Raw genomic sequence first — 15,328 nt, forward strand, 5'->3', positions numbered from 1 at the left:
CGTGGCACAAACAAAAAGGGGAGGGATGATGCGGACGGGAAAAGAGAAGAGGGGACGAGCCTGACCCTCGGCACTGGCGGAAAACGGCTGTGGCTGCTTCGTTCCCGACCTGACCAGGTTGACCGCGCCACCATGCGAGGAGGCCCGTCCGACCGGCATTGTAACCGACTCGCACCGCATCTACGTATCTGCACTTGAATATCCTTGCAATTCGCTCGGCGCGCATGGCGGTTGACCCCTCCGAAACCGCGTCGGAAATCCACCTCGCTTTGCTACAATCCGCCGCATGAGTTATCAAGTGCTCGCCCGCAAGTGGCGCCCTCGCGATTTCACCACGCTGGTCGGTCAGGAACACGTGGTGAAAGCGCTCACGCATGCGCTCGAACAGCAGCGCCTGCACCACGCATACCTGTTCACGGGCACGCGTGGTGTCGGCAAGACGACGCTGTCGCGCATCCTTGCCAAATCGCTCAATTGCGTGGGTGCGGACGGGCAGGGCGGCATCACCGCGCAGCCGTGCGGCGTGTGCCGCGCCTGTACCGAAATCGATGCCGGGCGCTTTGTCGATTACATCGAGATGGACGCCGCGTCCAATCGTGGCGTCGACGAGATGGCGCAGTTGCTGGACCGCGCGGTCTACGCTCCCACGAGCGGCCGCTTCAAGGTCTACATGATCGACGAAGTGCACATGCTCACCAACCACGCCTTCAACGCGATGCTGAAGACGCTGGAAGAGCCGCCGGAGCACGTCAAATTCATTCTGGCGACCACCGATCCGCAGAAGATTCCGGTGACGGTGCTGTCGCGCTGCCTGCAGTTCAATCTCAAGCAGATGCCGCCGGGGCACATCGTGTCCCATCTCGATCGCATCCTCGGTGAAGAGGGGATCGCCCACGAGCCGAACGCGCTGCGCCTGCTGGCTGCGGCCGCACAGGGCTCGATGCGCGATGCGCTGTCGCTCACGGACCAGGCCATCGCGTACAGCGCCGGTGAGGTGAGCGAAGCCGCCGTACGCGGCATGCTCGGTGCGATTGATCAGAGTTATCTCGTGCGCCTGCTCGACGCGCTGGCGGACGAGAACGGCGCCGGGTTGGTCGAGATTGCCGACGAAATGGCCGGGCGCAGCCTGAGTTTTTCGGGGGCGCTGCAGGATCTGGCGTCGTTGCTGCAAAAGATTGCGTTGGCGCAGGTTGTGCCTGCCGCTGTGCAGGACGACTGGCCCGAAGCCGACGATGTACGCCGTCTGGCCGAGCGTTTCGATGCGCAATCGGTGCAACTGTTCTACCAATTTGCGAACCTCGGCCGCAATGAGTTGGCCTTGGCGCCGGACGAATATGCCGGCTTCACGATGACGCTGCTGCGCATGCTGGCGTTCCAGCCCGGACAGTCGGGTGGGGACGCAACGCCGCCTTCGGGCGGTGGGGGCGGCAAGCGGGCGATGCCGTTGGCGGCTGCGCCGGCCGCAGCGGAGCGTCCAGCGGTAACAGCGACAGCGCCTGTGGCCGCACCGGTTGCTCAGGCTGCACCGGTGGTTGCGCGTCCGGAGCCGGTGGTTGAGGCGCCGCGCGCGACGTATCAAGCCAGCCAGCCGGCCCCAGCGCCCGTTGCGGTGGTTGTGGAGACGCCGGCTGCACCGGTGCGTCGCTCGCCGGCCATGGAAGCATTGGCCGCCGCGCGCCAGGCATCGACCCGTGGTCGTGGCGGTGCTTCGGCGCCTGCCGCGCCGCCGCCGGCTTCACCTGCCGCCCGTCCTGCTGCTCCTGCCGCGGGTCCGCGCCCGAATCCTGTTGCGCCGCCCGCATCCGCGCCGCCGCGCCGCGAACAGCCGATCGCGTCAGCCGCATCTGCCGATGATGGTCCGCCGCCCTGGGATGAAATGCCGGGCGAATTTGCTTCGCCGTCGCTCGAAGAGATGGATGCGGCGTTTGCTGGCTGGGATTCAGCTTCGAGCGCACGTCCTGACACACCGGAACCGGTGGCACGTCCTGCACAGATCGAGGCACCGGTTGCTGTTCCCGCGCCAGCCAAGACGGTCGCGCGGGAGCCTGCCGCCGCCGCTACGCCGCCCGATTTGAGTGCCAGCGGCCTTGCCACATTCAATGGCGACTGGCCTGCGCTGGCGGCGAGCCTGCCGATGCGCGGTCTGGCGCAGCAACTGGCTTACCAGAGTGAGTTGGTGGCCGTGGAAGGCGTCACGATGCGCCTTCGCGTGCCACTGCCCCCACTGACCGAAGCCAACGTCGTCGAGCGCCTTGAGGCTGCGCTGACGGAACACTTCGGCACACCCGTTCGCGTGGCGTGCGATATCGGCGCTGCGCGCGCTACGGCCGCCGCCGTGGATGCCGAGCAACGCGCCGAGCGTCAACGCAATGCCGAAGACGCCATCGCCGCCAACCCGTTTGTGCAGGCGCTGGTTCGGGATTTTGCCGCGCAGGTCGTTCCCGGTTCGATCCAACCGCACGCGCACTGAATGCCATTCCCAGACTGAACATTGAACACCGGTGCGCCCACCTGAGCGGCGCGCTTTGCATGACCCATTTCAAGGAGCTACGACCATGATGAAAGGCCAGATCGCCGGGCTGATGAAGCAAGCCCAGCAGATGCAGGAAAACATGAAGAAGGCGCAAGAACAACTCGCACAGATCGAGGTGGAAGGCGTGTCCGGCGCCGGCCTCGTGAAGGTGTTGATGACCTGCAAGAACGACGTGAAGCGCGTGTCGATCGACCCGAGCCTGCTGGCCGAAGGCGAAGACAAGGATCTGCTGGAAGACCTGATCGCCGCTGCGTTCAATGACGCCGTGCGCAAGGCCGAGGCCACCACGCAAGAGAAGATGGGCTCGCTCACCTCGGGTCTGGGCGGCATGGCCGGCATGTTGCCGCCGGGCTTCAAACTGCCATTCTAAGCAACGCCGATCAGGATCGCGCCATGGTGCTGGAATCCGCGCTGCTGCACGTCAAGCCTGGCCACGAAGCTGCCTTCGAGACAGCTTTCGGCCAGGCTCGCCACATCATCGGTGCGATGCGGGGTTTCGTTTCGCTGTCGCTGTCGCGCTGCATGGAGCGGGGGAGCGATTACCTGCTGCTGGTGCAATGGCAGACGCTGGAAGACCACACGATCGGCTTTCGCCAATCGGCCGAGTACCAACGCTGGCGTGCGCTGCTACATCACTTCTATGATCCGATGCCGGAAGTGCTGCATCACACCACGGTTCTGGAGCATGTGTGATGCGTAACGCCCCAGGTACGCCGTCGGCGCTGCAGATGCTGGTTGAAGCCCTGCGCGTGCTGCCGGGCGTGGGCCCCAAGTCTGCCCAGCGGATGGCGTATCACCTGATGCAGCACGACCGCGAGGGTGCGGCACAGTTGGCGCAGGCACTGTCCGAGGCGACGGAATCGATTCAGCATTGCAGCCGCTGCAATACCTTTACCGAGCAGGAGGTTTGTGAAACCTGCCTGGACTCGCGTCGCGATGCGTCGGTGCTGTGCGTGGTGGAAACGCCGGCCGATCAGATGATGATCGAGCAGACGCTCACCTATCGCGGCCAATACTTCGTGCTGATGGGGCGGCTTTCGCCGCTGGACAACATCGGCCCGAAAGAGATTCACCTCGAACGCCTGCTGGCCCGCGCGACTGACCCCGCGCTGGGCGGGCCGTGCACCGAGGTCATCCTTGCCACCAACTTCACGAGTGAAGGCGAGGCGACTGCCCACTACATCGGCGAAATGCTCAAGGCACGCGGCATCAAGGCGACCCGTCTGGCGCGCGGTGTGCCGGTGGGCGGTGAACTGGAATACGTGGATGCGGGCACCATCGCCCGCGCGGTGCTGGATCGGCGCCAGCTTTGATCTTGCGGAACGTTCCTTAGAACTCTGCGTGAATACGTGCCCCGACGATCGACACGGGGCCGCGATCCCGGTTGTATGCGGGGTGAACGACGTACTGGTAGTTCAGACCGAGCGTGAGGTGTTTGATGACTGCCACGTTGTAGTACAGCTCGGCGATACGCTCGGTGCCGTAGTTGAGCGCGCCATCACCAATCAGCACGCCCATGCCGCCGGCGGCAAAGTATTGGCGCGCCGCGCGTGACAAACCATTCACCACCACTGCTGCGCCGAACGTGTCGTTCGGGCGCCCCCAGTGCGAGCCCTTGAGCGAGAGCCCGGCCGACACCGATTGGTTGATATCGGTGAATTCGTACGTCTCTTTGCTGCCGTCGTTCATGCTCGCGCGGGCGAACACGCCCAGATCGTCCGTGACTTCCTGCTCCAGGTTTAACGCAATGCCGGGACGCCAGGCCAGGCGGCGGACGAGAGCGGCGTCCGGCGTGCTGCCGGTCTGCTGCGCGAGATTGACCGCATCGCCATATCCGCCCATGCGGCCGCGCGTTGCAAAGGCGAGCAGCTTGATCTTGCCGGGGCGGCCCAGCCAGTTCTGACGCGCCTCGAATTCGCCCACCCACTGATATTGCTTCCACGTCGTATCGATCGTGACGCTGTTGGGCTCCTTCGATAGTGCGAAGAGCCCCCCGCGCAGCGTCCACCAGGATTGCGTCCATTCCACCGCCATACCGTGCGTGTAGCCCCAGGCGTCTGCGGCGTAGTCGAACGCGCCGGCATCGATGACGGACCAGTTCAGGAAGTCGCCGCGCGGGTCGTGCGCGTAGGTGTTCGTATCGAAGATGTCCACCACCGAGAACTTGCCGACGGTGACGGTCACGTTGTTGGCCGAGTGGCTGCCGGCAAGCTGGTTGGGCCCCGACTCGACGGCCTGCTGCTCACCGCCGAGGTTGAACACCTGCCGCAGGAACAGGCGAGGCAGCTTGTGGTATGGACCATTCTTGCCAATCTTGTACGCCTCGCCGCTGGAAAAGCCGGCCAGGCCCACCGTGTTGCTCAGGCCGAAACCCTGGTCGATTTCCGGGTTGGCATACAGCTCGGCACCTTTCCACAGGCGCAGGCCAAGGTAGAGCGTGACGTCGGTCGTTTCCTTGTTGCTGTTCTCGGGCGTCAGGCTGTTGGCGCCGCTGTAGGGCGCGTTGAATGAAGGGTGCCACTGCGTCACGTTGGTGACTTGCCCGTGGATACTCCACCGCTCCGGTTCGGGGATGTCTGTGTTGGTGGCATCGGCGTCTGCTGCCAAGGCAAGGCTTTGCAGGCCAAGCGCCAGCATGGCGGCCATCAGCGCTTGCTGTGCGGCATTTGCACGCTTGGCATGATGGAATGGAGACCGGGGTTCCGAGCAAAGAGACGGCAAGAGCATAGGCGCAACAGGGAGGGCAGCCGCTAAAATTCCAAACTTGCGCGCTCGGAATAGGCAAAAACCCAGCAATGGTAAACGCCGAGTCATGACCAACCGGTGAAAACTGCGCCGTTTGCACAGACCTGTCGCGTTTCTCCAACTCAGCCCCGGACGGCCCCACGATGAACCTCGCCCGCTTCGATCTTGTCACCCTCGGCCTGTTTGTGGCGGTGGCCCGGCTGGGCAGTATCTCGGCCGGGGCACGGCAAACGCATTTGGCAGTGGCTGCGGCCAGCAAGCGGATTTCTGACCTGGAAGCCGCCGTGGGCGCGCCGTTGCTGTATCGGCATGCCGCGGGCGTTGAACTGACGGAGGCCGGGCAGGCGTGTTTCCGCCATGCCGTTGGCATCCTGCAGGACGTCGAGCGCATGGCTGGCGCTCTGTCAGACTTTGCCGCCGGCACGCGTGGGCTGGTGCGCGTATGGGCCAATACCTCGTCGATCACCCAGTTTCTGGCTGATGATCTGGCCGCTTTTATGCTGGCCAATCCGGCCATTCGCATCGCGCTGGAAGAGCAGGACAGCGGCGATATCGTTGCCGCATTGCGCGAGAACCGGGCGGACCTGGGCATTTTTGCTGCCGGTACGCCGTGCGAGGGGCTGCAATCGTTCGACTACCGTGAAGACGACCTCGCCTTGGTCACGCCGCGTGGGCACCCGTTGGCCGGGCGCAAGCACGCGCACTTTGCCGATGCGGTGGATTTCGACTTCGTCAGCCTTCCGCCCGGCACGTCGCTGGCCGCACAACTGGTCGAGGAGAGCCAGCGTCTGGGCAAGCCGCTGCGTTTGCGCATCCAGGTGCGCAGCTTTGAAGCCGTCTGCCGGATGGTCGCCTCGGGCCTGGGCGTGGGTGTGCTGCCACGCCTTGCCGCGCAAGGGCATGTGTCGAGCCTCTCAGGTGCGGGGCTCGCGCTGGTCGCGCTGCAAGACGAATGGGCGCATCGCCGTCTGTTGGTGGGTGTGCGTGACCCTGATGCGCTGACCAGCTCCGCACGCCTGTTGATGACGTATCTGCTCGGCAACCCCGCCGCGCTCTGAATTCAACGCTCTCTATACGATCATGCCGACACAGGTTTTGCAGGATATCCGTGTGCTTGAACTCGGGCAGTTGATTGCCGGGCCGTTTGCCGCCAAGACGCTTGCCGATTTTGGTGCGCAGGTCATCAAGATCGAGCCACCGGGACAGGGCGATCCGCTGCGCAAATGGCGGATGCTGTATGAGGGCACGTCTGTCTGGTGGGAGGCGCAGTCGCGCAACAAGCAGTCGGTCTGTGTCGACTTGCGCGTGCCCGAGGGGCAGGACGTTGTACGCAAGCTGGCTGCCCAAGCCGACGTACTGATCGAGAACTTTCGCCCCGGCACGATGGAAAAATGGGGGCTGTCATACGAGGCACTCTCCGCCGTCAATCCGAAGCTGATCATGCTGCGCGTGTCGGGCTACGGCCAGACGGGCCCTAAGCGAGATGAACCGGGCTTTGCAGCGATCGCTGAGGCGATGGCGGGCCTGCGCTATCTGACGGGCGAGCCCGGCCGTCCGCCGGCCCGTGCCGGGCTGTCACTGGGCGACACGATTGCCGGATTGCATGGCGCGCTGGGTGTGCTGCTGGCCCTGTACGAACGCGATGCGCGTGGCGGCAAAGGACAGGCGATTGACGTGGCGTTGTATGAGTCCGTCTTCAACCTGACGGAGAGCCTGCTGCCGGAGTACTCGGTATTTGGTGCCGTTCGCCAGCCGGCTGGCGGGGCGCTGCCGGGCATCGCGCCGTCCAACGCCTACCGCTGCGCCGGTGGTGAGTACGTGCTGATCGCTGCCAATGGCGACAACATCTTCCGCCGCCTCATGCAGCACATGGGGCGACAGGATATGGCCGACGATCCGGCCCTGGCCCGTAACGACGGCCGCGCTGCGCGGGCGGACGAAATCGACGCCGCCATCAATGCCTGGACAGGCACATTACCCATCGGCGATGTTTTAGCCGCGCTACATGCGGCCGAGGTGCCGTGCGGACCGATCTACACCATCGCCGACATTGCCGCCGACCCGCATTACCGTGCGCGCGGCGTCATCGAGACTGTGCGCGCGCAGTCGGGCATCGATGTGGAGATGCCAGGCGTGATGCCCAAGCTGTGCGGTACACCGGGCGCCGTGCAAGCAAGCGCGCCGCGGCTGGGTCAGCACACGCGCGACGTGCTGCGCAGCCACGGCCTGACCGACACGCAGATCGACGCGCTCGCGGCGCAGGGTGTCATTGCAGAAGCTGCATCGCCCAATAGCTAATAGCTAGGACCATCCCGCATGTTGCGTGGCAAATCGTTGCGATAGACTTGCCGCCAAGGCAATCAATGCCGGAAAACAACGCTTTTGAGGAGGCGAGCATGGGGACACGAGGCATCGGCCGCTGGGCAACATGGATGGGCGCCGCACTGTGCGCGGTGAGCCTGCTGGCGGCGAGCCCCGCCGTGCTGGCCCAGGGTAAACCTGAGAAGAACAAGATCACGATCGCAGTGGGCGGCAAGGCCCTGTTCTACTACCTGCCGCTAACGATTGCCGAGCGTCTTGGCTACTTCAAGGACGAAGGCCTGGATGTTGAAATCGTCGACTTTGCCGGCGGCGCCAAGGCGTTGCAGGCCGTGGTGGGCGGCAGCGCTGATGTGGTGAGCGGTGCGTACGAACACACGCTGGTGCTGCAGGCCAAGGGGCAGATGTACCAGGAGTTCGTGCTGCAAGGCCGCGCCCCGCAGATCGTGCTGGCCGTCAATAACAAGACGATGCCCAACTACAAGTCCATCGCCGATCTGAAAGGCAAGAAGATCGGCGTGACGGCGCCGGGTTCATCGACCAACATCATGGTCAACTACGTGCTCGCCCGCGCCGGCATCAAGCCGAACGAAGTGTCGATCATCGGTGTGGGCCCGAGCAGCGGCGCCATTGCCGCCGTGCGCGCTGGCCAGATCGATGCGCTGGCCAATCTGGACCCTGTGGTGTCAATGCTCACGCAGAAGAACGAAGTACGTGTCGTGTCGGACACCCGCACGCTGGCCGATACCAAGGCGGTGTTTGGCGGCAACATGCCGGCCGGCTGCCTGTACGCTTCCACCGCATTCATTCAGAAGAATCCGAACACGACGCAGGCGATGACCAACGCCATGGTGCGTGCGCTCAAGTGGCTGCAGAAGGCCGGCCCGTCGGACATTGTCAAGACCGTGCCGGAAACCTATCTGCTGGGCGACCGTGCGCTCTATCTGGCTGCTTGGGACAAGGTGCGTGAGGCCATCTCGCCGGATGGCACGATGCCGGCCGACGGCCCCGCCACGGCGCTGCGCACGCTGTCGGAATTTGACGCGGAAGTCAAGGGCAAGCAGATCAAGCTCGACCAGACCTTCACCAACACCTTCGTGCAGAAGGCCAACGCCAAGTACAAGTAATTTCCACAGGCTTTCAGCAGCGCGCCCGGTTTCGCCCGGGCGCATTGTTTTTGGACCGCACGCCATGTCCCATTCCGCGCTTTCGTTCGATCAGATCACTTGCACGTTCATCTCACCCGACACACCGGGCCAGCGTTATACCGCCGTGCAGAACACCTCGCTGGAGGTGCAGGCCGGTGAATTCGTCTCGGTGGTGGGCCCGACGGGCTGCGGCAAATCCACGTTGCTGAATCTGGCGGCGGGGCTGTTGCAGCCGTCTTCAGGGCAGGTGAGGGTGTTCGGCGAGCCGCTGGTGGGCATCAACCGTCGCGCCGGCTATATGTTCCAGGCCGAAGCGTTGATGCCGTGGCGCAGTGCGCTCGACAACGTGATGGCCGGGTTGGAGTTTCGCGGCATGCCCGATAAGGAAGCCCGTGACCTGGCGATGTCGTGGCTGGTGCGCGTGGGTCTGGCCGGGTTTGAAGACCGCTATCCGCATCAGCTTTCCGGCGGCATGCGCAAACGCGTGAGCCTGGCGCAGACGCTGGTGCTGGACCCGGACATCATCCTCATGGATGAGCCGTTTTCCGCGCTCGACATCCAGACGCGCCAGTTGATGGAGAACGAGGTGCTGGACCTCTGGGCCGCCAAGCGCAAGGCCGTTCTGTTCATCACGCACGATCTGGACGAAGCCATTGCCATGAGCGACCGCGTGGTCGTGCTGGCGGCCGGCCCCGGCACGCACCCGATCGGTGAATTCGTGATCGATCTGCCGCGCCCGCGCGATGTGGCGGAGATTCGCGACCAGGCTGGCTTTGTCGATCTGCATTCGCGTATCTGGGATGTGCTGCGCGAAGAAGTGCTCAAGGGCTATGCGCAACACCGTCGCGTAGCTTGACCTGAATCTGGGATCGTACTCATGGCTAACCGTTCGCTTTCCCCATTCGTACTGCGCACCTGGCAGCTTGGCCTGCTGGTTGTCACGCTGGGTGTGTGGCACTTCGCCACGCGGTCGCAGGAAGTTGCGTTCTTCTTTGGTGAACCGCTCGTCGTTGCCCAGCGCATCTGGGCGTGGTTTGTGACCGAAGGCGATATCTATCAACACCTCGGCGTCACGCTGGCCGAGACCGTCCTGGCGTTTGCCATCGGTACGGCTACGGGCCTGGGCGCCGGGTTGTGGCTTGCGTTGAGCCCGGCCGCATCGGCAGTGCTCGATCCGTACATCAAGGCCGCCAACTCGATGCCGCGCGTGATCCTCGCGCCAATCTTTGGGGTGTGGTTCGGGCTCGGTATCTGGTCGAAGGTGGCATTGGCGGTGACGCTGGTGTTCTTCATCGTCTTCTTCAACGTCTACCAGGGCGTAAAGGAAGTGAGCCCCGTCGTGCTGGCCAACGCGCGCATGCTGGGCGCATCGCAACGGCAACTGCTGCGCTTCGTATATCTGCCGAGTGCGACGAGCTGGGTGTTTTCGTCGCTGCATACGTCTGTGGGCCTGGCCTTCGTCGGGGCGGTGGTGGGGGAATATCTCGGCTCCGCGCGCGGTGTCGGTTACCTCATCCTGCAGGCCGAAGGCACGTTCGACATCAACACCGTGTTTGCCGGTATCGTCGTGCTGACGGTGTTTGCGCTGGTACTCGACTGGCTCGTTGGTCTGATGGAAAAGCGCCTGATGCGCTGGCAGCCCAAAAGCGGCGAGACTGAGAAACTCTGAGCGAACGCGCCAACGGCGTGGACGTCACACCGACCCTGCACGGTGTGGGGTCATTCGGCAGGATCATGCAACTAGACGGTCGGTCTACTACAATGCGATCCACCATGAGCAAGCACCCTGAACCCGTCACCGCTGAAGGCGCCGAAGCCCGGCACGACACCCGCGACCGCATCCTGGACGCCGGTGCCGAACTGATTCTCGGACGCGGTTTCTCGGCCGTCGGGCTGGCGGAGATTCTCGGTCGCGCGCAGGTGCCCAAGGGCTCGTTCTATTACTACTTCGGGTCCAAGGAAGACTTCGGCGTCGCCATGCTGGAGCGCTATTTTCAGGACTACGATGCCGGCGTCGTCAGCCTGTTCAACGATACGCGCATCACCGCGCGTGAACGGTTATTGCGCTACTTCATGGCCTGGATCGATCTGCACGAGCGCAGCGCATGTGAAGTCACCTGCCTAGCGGTCAAGCTGTCCGGCGAAGTGTCGGACTTGTCTGAGCCGATGCGCAAAGTCTTGTCGACGGGGATGACGCGCATGGTCGATCGCATCGCCAGCGCCGTCAATGCAGGTGTGGCGGATGGCTCGCTGGCGCCGGTGCATGATGCGCACCACTTGGCTGAAGGCCTGTACGCCATGTGGATGGGTGGCGCGCTATTGGCGAAGGCGCATCGCACTGTTGCAGCGTTCAAAAGCTGCGTGGCGCAAACCGAAATTCTGTTGGCCAAACCCAAACACTGATCACACCAGAAGCCATTGCCGGCGAGGCATGTTCCTCGCTTTTTCTTTGACTCCGGTTCTAGATGACCGGTCGAATAGATTCTCTTTCAGGAGCTGATATGACCCAACAACTGCTGTCCCCCATCCAGACTGGCCGTACGACCCTAGCCAATCGCGTCGTGATGGCGCCGCTCACGCGTTCACGTGCCGGCCAGCCGGGTGACGTGCCGACCGAACTGAACGTGACTTACTACGCGCAGCGTGCCACTGCGGGCCTGATTGTCACGGAGGCGACGCAAATTTCCCGCCAAGGCCAGGGCTACGCTTGGACGCCGGGCATGTACACCGACGCACAGGAAGCCGGCTGGAAGACCGTGGTGGACGCCGTGCACGCCAAGGGCGGTCGCATCTCGCAACAGCTTTGGCACGTGGGGCGTATTTCGAACACGCTGCTGCAGGAAAATGGTCAAGCGCCCGTCGCGCCGTCGGCCATCGTCGCCAAGGGCGCGCAGAGCTTTGTCGTACAGCCCGACGGCACCCCCGGCAATGTGCCGACCAGCGAGCCGCGTGCCCTGGCCACGGAAGAAATTCCGGGCGTGATCGCGCAGTATCGCCAAGCCGTGTTGCGTGCACGCCGCGCCGGTTTTGATTTCGTTGAAATCCACGCCGCCAACGGCTACCTGCTGCATCAGTTCCTGTCGACCAATAGCAACCAGCGCACCGACCAGTACGGTGGCTCGCTGGAGAACCGCGCGCGGCTGATTCTCGAAGTGGTCGATACGGCCATCGCCGAGATCGGCGCCGAACGCGTCGGCATCCGTTTGTCGCCGCACTTCGTCGCGCACGATATTGCCGATGCACAAGCCGAAGAAAGCGCGCTGTACCTCGCGCGCGAGTTGACCAAGCGCGGCATCGCCTATCTGCATATCGCCGAGCCGGATTGGGCGGGTGGCCCCGAGTTGACCAACGATTTCCGCCGCCAACTGCGTGAGGCCTTCAAGGGCACGCTCATCGTGTGCGGCCAATACACGGCGGAAGAGGGCGAGCAGATGATCGCCTCCGGTCTGGCCGATGCGGTGGCGTTTGGCCGACCGTTCATTGCCAATCCGGATCTGGTGGCGCGCTTCCGCGCTGGTGCATCGCTCAACAAACCGGACCGCGCGACCTTCTACGGCGGCCAGGAAAAGGGCTACACCGACTATCCGACGCTGGAAGAAGCCGCCTGACCAGGCGTTGCGTCAAAGAAAAAGCCGCGCGGGTTTATCGCCCAGCGCGGCTTTTTTTTCGCGGTGATCGCGCTTACGGCTGAATCACCACCTTGCCCGTCACCTTGCGCGCCGCCATGTCCAGCAGCGCTTGCGCGGTCTGCTCGAGCGGATAGCGCGCAGAAATATGCGGGCGAATCTTGCCTTCCTGCATCCAGCCGAGCATTTGCATCATGTTCGCCAGATTCGCCTTTGGCTCGCGGCGTGCAAATTCACCCCAGAACACGCCCACCAGCGAGGCCCCCTTGAGAAGCGCCAAGTTCAGCGGCATCTTCGGGATCTCGCCGTTGGCAAAACCAACCACCAGATAGCGGCCGCGCCAGGCAATCGAACGAAACGCCGGTTCTGCATAAATGCCGCCGACCGGGTCGTAGATCACGTCCGGACCCTTGCCGTCCGTCAATTCCTTGATGCGCTCGCGCAGGTCTTCGGTCGAATAGTTGATGAGTGCGTCGGCGCCGTGGTCTTTGCAGACCGCGAGCTTCTCGTCGCTCGACGCTGCAGCGATCACGCGCGCACCGATGGCCTTGCCGATCTCGATTGCCGCCAACCCAACGCCACCGGCTGCGCCGAGCACCAGCATTGTCTCGCCGGCCTTCAGTTGCCCGCGATCGACCACCGCATGGTGCGATGTGCCATAGGTGAGCGTGAATGCGGCGGCTGTGTCAAACGCCATGCCCGGCGGCATTGGCATCACCACCTTGGCCGACGTCTTCACCTGCGAAGCAAACGCGCCCTGGCCGAGGAAGGCAATCACGTGATCGCCGGCCTTGAGGTGCGACACACCTTCACCCACCGCATTGACCACGCCAGCCACCTCCGAACCCGGGGTAAAGGGCAGTTCCGGCTTGAACTGATATTTGTTCTGGATGATCAGCACGTCAGGAAAATTCACCCCCGCCGCCTTTACGTCGATCACGACTTCACCGGCGCCCGGCGAAAGGTCCGGCAGCGTTTCGATCACCAGCGATTCGGGCGGGCCCCAGGTCTTGCAGACGACGGCTTTCATGATGTGTCTCCTCAACAGTCTTGCGGTGGATTGTTCGCCATCTCGCATGCATTGCACGCGATCTCGTCTGGCAGTGTAACCGAGTAAAAGCACGGTCGTTCGATTTTATGGGGTGCGATGCGTCGGGTGGCTTGTCGATGCATTTTTTGTAAGCGCGTAGAACGTGCGCGTGACCACGATTCGGGAACGTTGCTCGGTTACAATTCGCGCCATGCATATTCTCATTGCCAACGACGACGGATATCTCGCGCCCGGGCTCGCGGCGCTGCATCGCGCGCTGAGTCCCCTCGGCCGCGTGACAGTGGTCGCACCGGAGCAGAACCACAGCGGCGCGTCGAACTCGCTCACGCTGCAGCGGCCGCTTTCGGTGTTTGAAGCCACCGAGGGTGCGCAGAAGGGCTTTCGTTTCGTCAACGGCACGCCGACGGATTGCGTGCACATCGCGCTCACCGGCATGATCGAAGAGAAGCCCGATTTGGTCGTCTCCGGCATCAATCAGGGCCAGAACATGGGCGAAGACGTGCTGTATTCCGGCACCGTCGCCGCTGCCATCGAAGGCCATCTGTTCGGTATTCCGTCGATTGCGTTTTCGCAGGCAGACAAGGGCTGGACGCATCTCGACGCCGCCGAGCGTGTCGCCCGCGAGGTGGTCGAGCGCTATCTGTCCGATCCGCTGGAAGGTCCGGTCCTGCTCAACGTCAACATCCCGAATCTGCCGTACGGCGAGCTGGCCGGTTGGCGCGCAACGCGTCTGGGCAAGCGGCACCAATCGCAGCCGGTGATCCGCCAAGCCAATCCCCGTGGCGAGCCGATCTTCTGGGTCGGCGCCGCTGGCGACGCGAAGGACGCCAGCGAAGGCACCGATTTCCACGCCGTCGCGCATGGCTTCGTCTCGTTGACGCCACTGCAGCTCGACTTGACCGACACAGCCCAACTGCGCACCGTGCGCCGCTGGCAGACGCCATGATCGCCACGGTGGCCCATGTCTGAACGCCCGCGCGACCGGCGCTTTCCGTTGCCGCTCGACGCAGTGGTCGAGCGCAAACCTGTGGAGCGCCAGCGTGAGATGCGCATCTCGTCTGGGGTGAGCGCTGTGTCACGCCCCACGCCGGTGCGCGCAGCATCCGTCGAACGCGCATCGACCCCATCCGCTCCCACGCCTTCGCCCCAGCGTGTGGCCGGTGTCGACGCCGCAGTCGGCGCGGTTGCCGCGAGCGCGGTGCAGGCACGTACGGCGGCAGCGCATGCAGCGGCCGGCGGCATGGCGTCGGACCGTGCGCGTCAGGCATTGATCGGCCGCGTCCAGGCCGGTGGCGTGAGCGACAAGCGCGTGCTCGCCGCAATCGGCGCGGTGCCGCGCCACCTGTTCGTCGACGCTGGCCTGGCTTCACAGGCGTATGAAGATTCCGCATTGCCGATCGGTCATCAGCAAACGATCTCGAAGCCGTCGGTCGTGGGCCGGATGATCGAATTGCTGTTGGGCGGACGGCCCGTTCGCACTGGCATGCCGCTCGCGCGCGTGTTGGAAATCGGCACCGGCTGCGGCTACCAAGCGGCTGTTCTGGCGCAGCTCGCCGATGAGGTGTACTCGATTGAACGGGTCCGTCCGCTGCACGAAAAAGCCAAAGCGAACTTGCGGCCACTCCGTGTGCCAAACATCCGTCTGCACTATGGCGACGGCATGCTGGGGTTGCCGAAGGCCGCGCCGTTCGATGCCATCATCCTGGCGGCGGCGGGGCTCGAGGTGCCGCAGGCGCTGCTCGATCAGCTCGCAATCGGCGGGCGGCTGATCGCCCCGGTGGCCACCGACCGTAATAGCGGCCCTGCGCAGCAGCTCGTTCTCATCGAGCGCCGCAGCCGCTTCCAGTTTCACAGTACTGCGCTTGAAGGCGTTTTCTTTGTCCCGTTAAAATCAGGAACTGTTTAG

15 protein-coding genes and 1 other RNA gene are annotated in these 15,328 nt (G+C 63.8%); 13 read left to right on the top strand and 3 right to left on the bottom strand.

Translation table 11 applies throughout. The annotated features are described in order from the left end of the window. Window positions 1-50 precede the first annotated feature (50 nt). An RNA gene (gene ffs / locus PSUB009319_RS03365) (signal recognition particle sRNA small type) lies at window positions 51-149 on the bottom strand. Between the two features lie 137 nt (window positions 150-286). On the opposite strand from ffs, the gene PSUB009319_RS03370 reads away from it, so the two are divergent. From PSUB009319_RS03370 to recR, 4 genes are all read left to right on the top strand, one after another. Then, the gene (locus PSUB009319_RS03370) at window positions 287-2,470 is read left to right on the top strand and encodes a DNA polymerase III subunit gamma/tau (protein WP_124380844.1); all 2,184 of its coding nucleotides are present in this window, start codon (window positions 287-289) and stop codon (window positions 2,468-2,470) included. A gap of 85 nt (window positions 2,471-2,555) precedes the next feature. Further along, window positions 2,556-2,903 (top strand): YbaB/EbfC family nucleoid-associated protein, encoded by a 348-nt coding sequence (locus tag PSUB009319_RS03375; protein WP_124380845.1) that lies wholly within the window; start codon window positions 2,556-2,558, stop codon window positions 2,901-2,903. A 23-nt stretch (window positions 2,904-2,926) separates the two neighbouring features. Then, window positions 2,927-3,226 (top strand): antibiotic biosynthesis monooxygenase, encoded by a 300-nt coding sequence (locus tag PSUB009319_RS03380; protein ID WP_124380846.1) that lies wholly within the window; start codon window positions 2,927-2,929, stop codon window positions 3,224-3,226. After that, complete coding sequence (gene recR / locus PSUB009319_RS03385) at window positions 3,226-3,846, top strand: recombination mediator RecR (RefSeq protein WP_124380847.1); 621 nt, start codon at window positions 3,226-3,228, stop codon at window positions 3,844-3,846. Before PSUB009319_RS03380 ends, recR begins: the two co-directional genes overlap by 1 nt. Before the next feature lie 16 nt (window positions 3,847-3,862). On the opposite strand, the gene PSUB009319_RS03390 is transcribed toward recR, so the two are convergent. Continuing rightward, window positions 3,863-5,179 (bottom strand): carbohydrate porin, encoded by a 1,317-nt coding sequence (locus tag PSUB009319_RS03390; RefSeq protein WP_374704180.1) that lies wholly within the window; start codon window positions 5,177-5,179, stop codon window positions 3,863-3,865. A 242-nt stretch (window positions 5,180-5,421) separates the two neighbouring features. On the opposite strand from PSUB009319_RS03390, the gene PSUB009319_RS03395 reads away from it, so the two are divergent. From PSUB009319_RS03395 to PSUB009319_RS03425, 7 genes are all read left to right on the top strand, one after another. Beyond that, on the top strand, window positions 5,422-6,336 hold the full coding sequence (locus PSUB009319_RS03395) for a LysR substrate-binding domain-containing protein (RefSeq protein ID WP_124380849.1): 915 nt from the start codon (window positions 5,422-5,424) through the stop codon (window positions 6,334-6,336). Between the two features lie 22 nt (window positions 6,337-6,358). After that, window positions 6,359-7,576, top strand: a complete 1,218-nt coding sequence (locus tag PSUB009319_RS03400; protein ID WP_124380850.1) for a CaiB/BaiF CoA-transferase family protein — start codon at window positions 6,359-6,361, stop codon at window positions 7,574-7,576. Window positions 7,577-7,674: 98 nt separating this feature from the next. Further along, window positions 7,675-8,724, top strand: coding sequence for an ABC transporter substrate-binding protein (locus PSUB009319_RS03405; protein WP_124380851.1), 1,050 nt, complete (start codon window positions 7,675-7,677; stop codon window positions 8,722-8,724). Between the two features lie 64 nt (window positions 8,725-8,788). Beyond that, complete coding sequence (locus tag PSUB009319_RS03410) at window positions 8,789-9,601, top strand: ABC transporter ATP-binding protein (RefSeq protein WP_124380852.1); 813 nt, start codon at window positions 8,789-8,791, stop codon at window positions 9,599-9,601. Window positions 9,602-9,622: 21 nt separating this feature from the next. Then, entirely contained in the window at window positions 9,623-10,414 is a 792-nt protein-coding gene (locus PSUB009319_RS03415; protein ID WP_124380853.1) for an ABC transporter permease, read from the top strand. A gap of 104 nt (window positions 10,415-10,518) precedes the next feature. Beyond that, complete coding sequence (locus tag PSUB009319_RS03420) at window positions 10,519-11,148, top strand: TetR/AcrR family transcriptional regulator (RefSeq protein ID WP_124380854.1); 630 nt, start codon at window positions 10,519-10,521, stop codon at window positions 11,146-11,148. Between the two features lie 98 nt (window positions 11,149-11,246). Then, window positions 11,247-12,353, top strand: a complete 1,107-nt coding sequence (locus tag PSUB009319_RS03425) for an alkene reductase (protein ID WP_124380855.1) — start codon at window positions 11,247-11,249, stop codon at window positions 12,351-12,353. A gap of 73 nt (window positions 12,354-12,426) precedes the next feature. Here the strand turns inward: PSUB009319_RS03425 and PSUB009319_RS03430 are convergent, their stop codons facing one another. Beyond that, a complete protein-coding gene (locus tag PSUB009319_RS03430) occupies window positions 12,427-13,401 on the bottom strand; it encodes an NADPH:quinone oxidoreductase family protein (protein ID WP_124380856.1) in 975 nt (324 codons plus the stop codon). A 211-nt stretch (window positions 13,402-13,612) separates the two neighbouring features. Between PSUB009319_RS03430 and surE the strand changes: the two genes are divergently transcribed. Both surE and PSUB009319_RS03440 read left to right on the top strand, forming a co-directional pair. Continuing rightward, on the top strand, window positions 13,613-14,368 hold the full coding sequence (gene surE / locus PSUB009319_RS03435; protein ID WP_124380857.1) for a 5'/3'-nucleotidase SurE: 756 nt from the start codon (window positions 13,613-13,615) through the stop codon (window positions 14,366-14,368). A 15-nt stretch (window positions 14,369-14,383) separates the two neighbouring features. Further along, window positions 14,384-15,328, top strand: coding sequence for a protein-L-isoaspartate(D-aspartate) O-methyltransferase (locus PSUB009319_RS03440; RefSeq protein WP_124380858.1), 945 nt, complete (start codon window positions 14,384-14,386; stop codon window positions 15,326-15,328).

The organism is Ralstonia sp. SET104 (assembly GCF_003851545.1).
GTDB lineage: Bacteria > Pseudomonadota > Gammaproteobacteria > Burkholderiales > Burkholderiaceae > Ralstonia.

What these genes read in the sequence shown, in the direction of transcription:
- PSUB009319_RS03440 (WP_124380858.1), top strand. Translation starts at nt 14,384, where the DNA reads ATGTCTGAACGCCCGCGCGACCGGCGCTTTCCGTTGCCGCTCGACGCA.
- PSUB009319_RS03425 (WP_124380855.1), top strand. Translation starts at nt 11,247, where the DNA reads ATGACCCAACAACTGCTGTCCCCCATCCAGACTGGCCGTACGACCCTA.
- PSUB009319_RS03415 (WP_124380853.1), top strand. Translation starts at nt 9,623, where the DNA reads ATGGCTAACCGTTCGCTTTCCCCATTCGTACTGCGCACCTGGCAGCTT.
- surE (WP_124380857.1), top strand. Translation starts at nt 13,613, where the DNA reads ATGCATATTCTCATTGCCAACGACGACGGATATCTCGCGCCCGGGCTC.
- PSUB009319_RS03405 (WP_124380851.1), top strand. Translation starts at nt 7,675, where the DNA reads ATGGGGACACGAGGCATCGGCCGCTGGGCAACATGGATGGGCGCCGCA.
- PSUB009319_RS03370 (WP_124380844.1), top strand. Translation starts at nt 287, where the DNA reads ATGAGTTATCAAGTGCTCGCCCGCAAGTGGCGCCCTCGCGATTTCACC.
- PSUB009319_RS03430 (WP_124380856.1), bottom strand. Translation starts at nt 13,401, where the DNA reads ATGAAAGCCGTCGTCTGCAAGACCTGGGGCCCGCCCGAATCGCTGGTG.
- PSUB009319_RS03375 (WP_124380845.1), top strand. Translation starts at nt 2,556, where the DNA reads ATGATGAAAGGCCAGATCGCCGGGCTGATGAAGCAAGCCCAGCAGATG.
- PSUB009319_RS03410 (WP_124380852.1), top strand. Translation starts at nt 8,789, where the DNA reads ATGTCCCATTCCGCGCTTTCGTTCGATCAGATCACTTGCACGTTCATC.
- PSUB009319_RS03380 (WP_124380846.1), top strand. Translation starts at nt 2,927, where the DNA reads ATGGTGCTGGAATCCGCGCTGCTGCACGTCAAGCCTGGCCACGAAGCT.
- PSUB009319_RS03395 (WP_124380849.1), top strand. Translation starts at nt 5,422, where the DNA reads ATGAACCTCGCCCGCTTCGATCTTGTCACCCTCGGCCTGTTTGTGGCG.
- PSUB009319_RS03420 (WP_124380854.1), top strand. Translation starts at nt 10,519, where the DNA reads ATGAGCAAGCACCCTGAACCCGTCACCGCTGAAGGCGCCGAAGCCCGG.
- recR (WP_124380847.1), top strand. Translation starts at nt 3,226, where the DNA reads ATGCGTAACGCCCCAGGTACGCCGTCGGCGCTGCAGATGCTGGTTGAA.
- PSUB009319_RS03390 (WP_374704180.1), bottom strand. Translation starts at nt 5,179, where the DNA reads ATGGCCGCCATGCTGGCGCTTGGCCTGCAAAGCCTTGCCTTGGCAGCA.
- PSUB009319_RS03400 (WP_124380850.1), top strand. Translation starts at nt 6,359, where the DNA reads ATGCCGACACAGGTTTTGCAGGATATCCGTGTGCTTGAACTCGGGCAG.